We start from the raw sequence: 8,586 nt of genomic DNA, 5'->3' as shown, positions 1-8,586 counted from the left end.
AGTTGAAGCAGAAGTCTGCTTCTCCGGCTCTTGAAAACAATCCTCAGAAGCGAGGAGTCTGTGTAAGGGTCTCTACAATGACACCTAAGAAGCCGAACTCAGCTCTGAGGAAAATCGCGAGAGTACGTCTCTCAAATGGGACAGAAGTAACGGCCTACATTCCTGGTGAAGGTCACAACCTGCAGGAGCATTCCGTAGTTCTTGTAAGAGGTGGAAGAGTGAAGGACCTTCCTGGCGTAAGATACAAGATAGTGAGAGGTACTTTAGACGCTGAAGGTGTAGCGAACAGGAAGCAGTCGAGAAGTCGATATGGCGCCAAGAGGCCGAAGAAATAAGGAGGCAGTTCTAGATGAGAAGACGTCAGTCTGAGAAGAGAGAAGTAGTACTTGATCCAATCTACAATGACGCAGTAGTAACAAGATTAATCAACAAGATAATGATTGGTGGAAAGAAGAGCAAGGCAGAAGCAGCGGTATATGGAGCACTCGAAGCTCTGTCCGAGAGAACTAAGCAGCCCCCGATGGAGGCATTTAAGAAAGCTCTCAACAACGTGAAACCTCTTTTGGAAGTAAGGCCAAGAAGAGTTGGGGGGTCTACATATCAGATACCTTTCGAAGTTCCTGAAAGACGTGCAGTTGCGCTTGCGATAAGATGGATAGTAACATCCGCTAGGTCGAAGTCGGGCAAACCACTCAAAGAGAAGCTCGCTTTGGAACTTGTTGACGCATACAATGGACAGGGAAACGCCGTTAAGAAGAGAGAAGACGTGCACAAAATGGCGGAGGCTGGAAAGGCTTACGCTCATTTCAGATGGTAGAGGCAGTTCGGCAGGAGGAAGGATAGTGAAAGAGAGAGTCACGACCCTAGAAAAGACCCGAAACATAGGAATAATGGCTCATATAGACGCGGGTAAGACAACTACCACCGAGCGTATTCTCTTCTATACTGGAAAAAATTACAAACTCGGTAGTGTTGACGAAGGTACCGCAACAATGGATTGGATGGACCAGGAGAAGGAAAGAGGCATCACTATCACTTCTGCAGCAACTACAGCATTTTGGAAGGATTATCGGATTAATATTATTGATACACCCGGGCACGTTGACTTTACGGTTGANNGTTGAAAGATCGTTGAGGGTTCTTGACGGCGCCGTTGCCGTGTTTGACGCTCAGGCTGGAGTTGAGCCGCAGTCCGAGACAGTTTGGAGACAGGCAGACAAGTATCACGTTCCTAGAATTGCCTTCATGAACAAGATGGATAAAATCGGAGCTGATTTTAAGGCAGCAGTTGATTCCATGATTGCTAAACTGAAGGCCAACCCCGTGGCAATTCAGCTCCCAATTGGTTCTGAGTCAAACTTCGAAGGCGTTATTGACCTTGTCGAGATGAAAGCGTTTCGATGGACTAACCAAGACGGGACGGAATACGAAGTCTCAGTGATACCAGGGAGTATGCTGAACGAGGTGGAAGAGGCTCGCGAAGATCTGGTTACTCACGTCGCTGAGTTTGACGAAGAACTCATGGAGTTATATATAGAGGGTAAGGATCTTCCGTCAGATAGAATGAAAGCGGCAATAAGGAAAGCTACTCTTGCGGGACTATTGACTCCGGTTCTCTGTGGATCTGCCTTTAAGAACAAGGGGATTCAGCTGCTGCTCGATGCTGTTGTCGATTACCTGCCATCGCCGAAGGATCTACCCCCCGTAATAGGAGAGTTAATTGACAGTGGAAATGAAATTGAGGTTCACCCGGACGAGAACGGACCCTTTGTTGCATTGGCTTTCAAGATAATGGTTGATCCATTTGTTGGAAAATTGACCTTTTTAAGGGTGTATTCAGGTTCTCTAGAGAAGGGATCATACGTAATTAACGCAAACAAGAACGTCAAGGAGAGGATTTCCAGACTACTATTCATGCATGCAGATAAGAGAGAAGAGGTTGACTATATACGTGCCGGGGATATAGTTGCAGTCGTTGGTTTAAAGAATACCATGACCGGAGAAACAGTGGGTCATGCTAATGAAAAGATTATCCTGGAGAAGATCGAGTTTCCGGAACCTGTAATCTCGATTGCGATAGAACCACAGACTAAAGATGATGCTTCTAAGCTGAGTAAAGCGCTTTTTGCTCTCGTAGAGGAGGATCCTTCCCTTAGGAGTTATGTTGACACCGAGACGGGAGAGACGATCTTGTCGGGAATGGGGGAACTTCATCTTGAGGTAATTGTTGAGAGAATCAAGAGAGAGTTCAACGTTGGCCTAAGGGTTGGAAACCCACAGGTCGCTTATCGAGAGACAATAAGAGCGAAAGCCATTGGTGAAGCGAAGTATATAAGACAGACCGGTGGCAAGGGTCAATACGGGCATGTGATCTTAAGTGTTGAGCCCATCACTGACAAGAATTCCAACTTCGTTTTTGAAGACAGTACGGTCGGCGGAACAATTCCGAGGGAGTTCATAAAGCCTGTTGAGCGTGGAGTCAGAGAAGCGATGAATTCGGGATTTCTTGCTGGTTACCCTATGGTCAACGTGAAAGTTTGTTTGCTGGACGGTTCTTACCACGAAGTGGATTCTTCGGAGATTGCTTTCAGTATTGCTGGATCGATGGCCTTCAAAGAAGCTGTACGCAAAGCGAGTCCTTCTTTGCTTGAACCGATAATGGCTGTAGAGATTAATACGCCTGAAGAATATATGGGAGACTTGATTGCTGATCTGAATTCCAGGCGAGCCAAGATTGAGGGTTTCGAGACCAGGGCTGGTCTCAAGATTATTAAGGCTCACGTTCCTCTTTCCGAGCTTTTCGGTTATGCGACAGTTTGCAGATCCCTCTCGCAGGGAAGAGCAATCCACATTATTCAGTTCTCCCACTATTCGGAAGTTCCAGTGAAAATTGCAGATAAGATTCTTGGAAGATAGAGATCCCAAATAAGTTTTTGGAGGAGGGAAACCATGGCTAAGGAAAAATTTGAACGTTCAAAACCACATCTTAACATCGGTACGATTGGACACATTGACCACGGTAAGACTACTCTTACTGCGGCAATTACAAAGAGTCTGGCATTTAAGGGTCTTGCTGACTTCTCCCCGTTTGACTCAATTGACAAGGCGCCGGAGGAAAAAGCAAGAGGAATCACAATCAACGTTGCTCATATCGAGTACCAGACTGACAAAAGGCATTACGCCCACATCGACTGTCCAGGTCACGCTGACTATATCAAGAACATGATCACCGGAGCCGCTCAGATGGATGGGGCTATTCTTGTTGTCGCTGCTACTGACGGTGTCATGCCTCAGACAAGAGAACACGTTCTCCTTGCGAGACAGGTCAACGTTCCCGCAATGGTGGTGTACATAAACAAGGTTGACGCGGTCGACGACGAAGAATTGGTCGAACTGGTTGAGGAAGAAGTAAGAGAGCTTCTATCTTCCTACGAGTTCCCTGGCGACGAGCTTCCCGTGATCAAGGGCTCTGCGCTCAAGGCACTTGAAGCAGAAAGTCCAAATGAATGGACAGAGAGCATATACGAGCTGATGAATGCCTGCGACGATTACTTCCCGGACCCTGTCAGAGAAACTGACAAGCCCTTCCTTATGCCGGTGGAGGATATCTTTACCATTACAGGAAGAGGAACGGTAGTTACTGGAAGAATTGAGCGCGGAGCTGTTCATGTCGGCGATGAAGTTGAGATAATTGGACTCTCTTATGAGACGAAGAAGACAGTATGTACCGGTGTGGAAATGTTCAGAAAACTCCTTGACGAAGGGCAGGCCGGCGACAATATCGGGGCACTTCTGAGAGGTGTGGCAAAGGAAGAAGTCAAGAGAGGGCAGGTACTTGCAAAACCAGGATCAATAACACCTCACAAGAAATTCACGGCAAACGTCTATGTTCTGAAGAAGGAAGAAGGCGGACGCCATTCTCCGTTCACAAAGGGTTACAGGCCTCAGTTCTTCATTAAGACAGCAGACGTTACTGGAGAAATCGCGGATCTTCCCGAGGGTGTCGAAATGGTTATTCCTGGCGATAACGTTGAAATGACTATCCAGCTTATCTACCCCGTTGCGATTGAAAAGGGTTTGAGATTTGCAATCCGTGAGGGTGGCAGGACAGTCGGCGCCGGAGTCGTCAGCTCAATAATTGAGTGATTAACGGTCTTTCCAGGAGAAGGGGGAGTAATCTCCCTTCCCTGTTAACAGAAGGAGGGAACATTTAGGCATGGCCAAGCAAAAAATCAGGATTCGCTTGAAGGCTTACGATCATAAACTGCTTGACTTGTCGGCCAAGAAAATTGTCGAAGCTGTAAAGCTCACCAATGCCAAGGTATCGGGTCCGGTGCCATTGCCAACGGAGAGGACGCTCTACACTGTTCTAACTTCGCCACACAAGTTNNAAGGATGCAAGAGAGCAGTTTGAGAAGCTAGTTCATAAGAGGTTGATTGAGATACTAGATCCTACACCAAAGACGATAGATTCTCTTATGAAAGTCGACCTCCCCGCGGGTGTAGACGTGGAGATTAAACTGTAAAGAGACTTCGGAGGTGTGATAGATGAAAGGTATATTGGGTAGAAAACTCGGTATGACAACTATATACAAAGATGGAAAAGCCTTCGGAGTTACCGTAGTGAAAGCCGGTCCATGTACAGTAGTACAGAAAAAGACGAGTGAAGGTGGCGAATACGACGCCGTTCAAGTTGGATTCGAGGAGCTTACACCGGAAAGAGCAAAGAAAATACTGACAAAGCCTCTGGTGAAAAAGTTTGAAGCAGCAAAGGTCAAACCACATAGAGTTCTCAAAGAGTTCAAGTTTGGTAACGTCAATGACTTCAATGTTGGTGATATCATAGAAGTCGGCGTCTTTTCTGAAGGCGAGAAGGTAGATGTGACTGGATTTTCGAAGGGGAGAGGTTTTTCCGGCGCGATGAAGAGATGGAACTTCAGAGGCGGAGAGGCTTCTCATGGTTCGAAATTCCACAGAGAGCTAGGTTCAGTAGGTAACCACACTGATCCGGCGAAGATCTGGAAGGGCAAGAAGATGCCCGGTCAGTACGGTAACGAAAAGAAGACAGTAAAGAATCTAACCGTAGTAAAAGTCGATGCAGAGAATGGACTCTTAGCCATTTATGGCGCAGTTCCAGGAGCGAGGGGTGGCCTCTTAATAATCAAGAGCGCAAACAGATAGCCCCGAAAATGTGTTGGAAGGAGGACGCAACAATGGCTCAAGCCGACGTTGTGAATGTGGCCGGCCAGAAAGTTGGCACAGTAGAACTGAGTGAAAGCGTTTTTAACGTTGAACCCAACAAGGATCTGATGTACAGATACGTTAATATGCAGCTTTCAGGCAGACGTGTTGGACTGGCTTCGGCGAAGACAAGATCAGAGGTTAGGGGCGGGGGAAGAAAACCCTGGGCCCAGAAACACACAGGAAGAGCAAGAGTCGGTTCAACCAGAAGTCCACTCTGGAGGCACGGTGGAGTGATTCATGGACCGAAGCCAAAAGACTGGTCGTTCAATATGACCAAGAAAATGAAGAAGGTTGCGCTACGATCAGTTCTAAGTATCAGACTCAATGAAGGCAATTTAATTGTGTTGGATGATCTCAAATTCGACAAACCAAAGACGAAGCAGCTCAGGGAGGTCTTGAGTAACCTTGGACTCGATAAGTCGCAGAAGACGCTCTTCGTTCTGCCGTGGCAGAAGGATGAGTATCAGAACGTTAGACTCTCCGGGAAAAACATCTATGGCGTGAAGGTAATAATCGCAGACAATCCTGGAAATACAGCCGTCACCTGTAAGGCGAATATCGACGGGCTTAATGTCTACGACATAGTAAATCATGAAAAGCTTGTGATCACTACTGATCTTGTTCGTAAGATCGAGGAGGTGCTCGGGTAATGACTGAAATGAAGTATTACGGAGACGTTCTCCTCAGACCGTTGATCACTGAAAAGACAGTTGCTTCTGGTGAATTGAACAAGTACATTTTTGAGGTACATAGAGATGCCAATAAGCAGACAGTCAAAGACGCCGTTGAGAAGCTTTTCAATGTGAAGGTTAAACAGGTAAATATCATGAACATTAAGGGAAAACCAAAGAAGCGCGGTGTCTTTGTTGGCAAGTCGAGGTCCTGGAAGAAAGCAATCGTTACGCTTGTGACTGGATACAGGATTAAAGAACTCGAAGGCCAACACTAAGGCGAGGTGANNATGACATGGCATTGAGAAAGTTTAATCCCGTCACCAAAAGCAGAAGGTCTATGCTTCTTCCAGACTTCAAGGAAGTTACAAAGACTGAACCGGAAAAGTCTCTTCTGGAGCCAATCAACAAGAACGCGGGTAGAAACCATCATGGAAGGATAACTGTTAGACATCAGGGTGGCGGAACCAAGAAACGTTACAGGGTTATCGATTTCAAGAGAGACAAGATAGGTATTCCTGCGAAAGTCGTATCGATAGAGTATGACCCGAACAGAACGGCGAGGATTGCTCTTCTCCAATACATCGACGGTGAGAAGAGATACATGCTGGCACCGAAGGGTTTGAAGGTCGGAGATGGTATTCAGAACGGCGACCAGGCTGAAATTTCAGTTGGAAATTCAATGCCACTGGAGCGAATACCGGTCGGCACAATCGTGCATAACGTTGAGTTTGTACCAGGCAAGGGCGGCCAGATTGCGAGAGCTGCGGGTACCTACGCACAGCTAATGGCAAAAGAGGGAAGATACGCTCTTCTTAGGATGCCGTCTGGTGAGTTGAGAAGAGTAGTTGTGAAATGCATGGCAACTATCGGCATGGTCGGAAATGAAGAACACTCGAATGAGGTCCATGGAAAAGCAGGTAGAAAGAGATGGCTTGGAGTTAGACCGTCGGTCAGAGGCATGACGATGAACCCGGTCGATCACCCGATGGGTGGAGGAGAAGGGCGTTCTAAGGGACACCTTCCTCAGAGCCCCTGGGGCCAGCCAGCCAGAGGTTACAAAACGAGGAAGAACAAGAAGCCTTCAGATAACCTCATAGTGAAGCGCAGGAACCAGAATTGATCAGGGGGTGTAGTTGAAGATGTCGAGATCTAAGAAGAAAGGCCCATACGTACACCCGAGTCTCTTGAAAAAGATTAGAGAGCTGAATGAAAAGGGAGAAAAGAAACCCATAAAGACTTGGAGCAGGGCGTCCATGATTCTTCCTGAAATGATCGGACACACAATAGCTGTCTACAACGGGATGAAGCATATACCTGTTTACATTTCAGAGAATATGATTGGTCACAGACTGGGTGAGTTCTCTCCCACCAGGAGGTTCGGTGGGCATGCCGATAAGAAAAGCAAGAAGGGTGAAGTAAGATGAGGGAGGGTGCTGAGATGGCGCAGGCTACGCAGAGAGATAAGCGTTCCGTTTTCCATAGGAAGCGCAAAGAAGCAGCAGCAGCAACTCCTGTCACTCAGGCAAAGGCAGTTGCGAAGTTTGTCAGAATCTCCCCTAGAAAGGCGAGATCAGTTGTCAACGCAATAAGAAATAAGGAAGTGGGCGAGGCTTTTCAGATTCTAGAGTTCTCACCAAAAAAGGCCTCCCGTTTGGTTTACAAAGTTCTGCGCTCTGCAGTAGCAAATGCAGAGAACAATTTCGGACTGAATATCGATAGTCTCTATGTTGAAAAAGCTGTAGTTGATGACGGTCCGAGAATGAAGCGATTGTGGCCGCGAGGTAGAGGAAGAGCAGATATTCAGCAGAAAAGATTTAGCCACATAACCGTTGTTGTAGCAAACCGCGAAGAAACTAGCAATCCTCAGGAGTGAGGTGACATAAGTGGGTCAGAAGGTACATCCTTATGGATTCAGGCTTGGTGTAAGTAAAGATTGGAAAGCCCGATGGATTAACGAGAGGAACTACAAAGAATATCTACTCGAAGATCTTAAGATAAGGGACTTTCTTAAGAAGAATTACATGGCTGCCGGAGTTTCCGACATTTACATCGAAAGGCCTGAGCCAGGTAAGGTGGTTATTACCATCAAGTGCGCCAGACCTGGTGTGATGATTGGAAAGAAAGGCAGTGAAGTGAAGCTGCTAAGGCAGCGGCTGGAGAAGCTTATAACCAGGCAGTTCCAGCTGAATATCGAAGAAGTGAAAACACCCGAGACCGATGCGATTCTTGTTGCTGAGGATATTGCGTCAAGAATTGAGAAGAGAGCTTCTTATAAGAGAGCCATGAAGAGAGCGATATTCACTGCAATGAGAAAGGGAGCTAAAGGTATCAAGATAATGGTTTCCGGAAGACTGAACGGAGCTGATATTGCCAGGACAGAGTGGTACCTGGAAGGAAGACTTCCTCTCCAGACCCTCAGAGCTGATCTGGACTACGGTTACACCACAGCCTTTACTAAGATGGGAATAATCGGAGTGAAGGTATGGATCTACAAAGGCGACGTACAGGTGTAATTGCAAGAGGGGAGGTAGTTCATAATGTTAATGCCCAAAAGGGTAAAATACAGGAAGCAACAAAGAGGTAAGATGAACGGCAAGGCAAAAGGCGGGACTATCGTTCACTTTGGTGAATGGGGAATAAAGGCTCTCGAACCACACTGGATAACTGC

At 46.8% G+C, this 8,586-nt stretch carries 11 protein-coding genes and 2 pseudogenes; all 13 read left to right on the top strand.

Features of this window, described 5'->3' with window-relative positions:
• Positions 1 to 2: 2 nt before the first annotated feature.
• Positions 3 to 335 (top strand): 30S ribosomal protein S12, encoded by a 333-nt coding sequence (gene rpsL, locus B3157_RS04675; RefSeq protein ID WP_292589208.1) that lies wholly within the window; start codon positions 3 to 5, stop codon positions 333 to 335.
• A 14-nt stretch (positions 336 to 349) separates the two neighbouring features.
• On the top strand, positions 350 to 817 hold the full coding sequence (gene rpsG, locus B3157_RS04670) for a 30S ribosomal protein S7 (RefSeq protein WP_214078146.1): 468 nt from the start codon (positions 350 to 352) through the stop codon (positions 815 to 817).
• Between the two features lie 73 nt (positions 818 to 890).
• A pseudogene (gene fusA, locus B3157_RS04665) lies at positions 891 to 2,916 on the top strand (elongation factor G).
• 33 nt (positions 2,917 to 2,949) lie between these two features.
• The gene (gene tuf / locus B3157_RS04660) at positions 2,950 to 4,146 is read left to right on the top strand and encodes an elongation factor Tu (RefSeq protein WP_214078148.1); all 1,197 of its coding nucleotides are present in this window, start codon (positions 2,950 to 2,952) and stop codon (positions 4,144 to 4,146) included.
• Positions 4,147 to 4,216: 70 nt separating this feature from the next.
• Positions 4,217 to 4,526, top strand: a pseudogene (rpsJ, locus tag B3157_RS04655) (30S ribosomal protein S10).
• Positions 4,527 to 4,548: 22 nt separating this feature from the next.
• Positions 4,549 to 5,181, top strand: a complete 633-nt coding sequence (rplC, locus tag B3157_RS04650; RefSeq protein WP_099828908.1) for a 50S ribosomal protein L3 — start codon at positions 4,549 to 4,551, stop codon at positions 5,179 to 5,181.
• Positions 5,182 to 5,213: 32 nt separating this feature from the next.
• Positions 5,214 to 5,894: a 50S ribosomal protein L4 gene (gene rplD, locus B3157_RS04645; RefSeq protein ID WP_292589204.1), complete on the top strand. Its 681-nt coding sequence runs from the start codon at positions 5,214 to 5,216 to the stop codon at positions 5,892 to 5,894.
• Positions 5,894 to 6,193, top strand: a complete 300-nt coding sequence (gene rplW, locus B3157_RS04640; protein ID WP_214060617.1) for a 50S ribosomal protein L23 — start codon at positions 5,894 to 5,896, stop codon at positions 6,191 to 6,193. The genes rplD and rplW overlap by 1 nt, the downstream gene beginning before the upstream one ends.
• 17 nt (positions 6,194 to 6,210) lie before the next feature.
• A complete protein-coding gene (gene rplB / locus B3157_RS04635; protein WP_214060616.1) occupies positions 6,211 to 7,038 on the top strand; it encodes a 50S ribosomal protein L2 in 828 nt (275 codons plus the stop codon).
• A 19-nt stretch (positions 7,039 to 7,057) separates the two neighbouring features.
• Positions 7,058 to 7,342, top strand: a complete 285-nt coding sequence (gene rpsS / locus B3157_RS04630; RefSeq protein WP_039882973.1) for a 30S ribosomal protein S19 — start codon at positions 7,058 to 7,060, stop codon at positions 7,340 to 7,342.
• A gap of 14 nt (positions 7,343 to 7,356) precedes the next feature.
• Positions 7,357 to 7,791 carry a 50S ribosomal protein L22 gene (rplV, locus tag B3157_RS04625; RefSeq protein ID WP_292589200.1) on the top strand — a complete coding sequence of 145 codons (435 nt, stop codon included), beginning with the start codon at positions 7,357 to 7,359 and terminating at the stop codon, positions 7,789 to 7,791.
• Positions 7,792 to 7,801: 10 nt separating this feature from the next.
• A complete protein-coding gene (rpsC, locus tag B3157_RS04620; RefSeq protein ID WP_099828912.1) occupies positions 7,802 to 8,431 on the top strand; it encodes a 30S ribosomal protein S3 in 630 nt (209 codons plus the stop codon).
• A gap of 24 nt (positions 8,432 to 8,455) precedes the next feature.
• Positions 8,456 to 8,586: ribosomal protein L16 (locus B3157_RS04615; protein WP_292589210.1), on the top strand; the 131-nt coding region annotated here is incomplete at its 3' end.

Origin of the sequence: Mesotoga sp. UBA5557 (assembly GCF_002425715.1) — a bacterium.
In the GTDB taxonomy this organism is placed as follows: Bacteria; Thermotogota; Thermotogae; order Petrotogales; family Kosmotogaceae; genus Mesotoga.
This window is presented reverse-complemented; position numbering and strand designations above follow the sequence as displayed.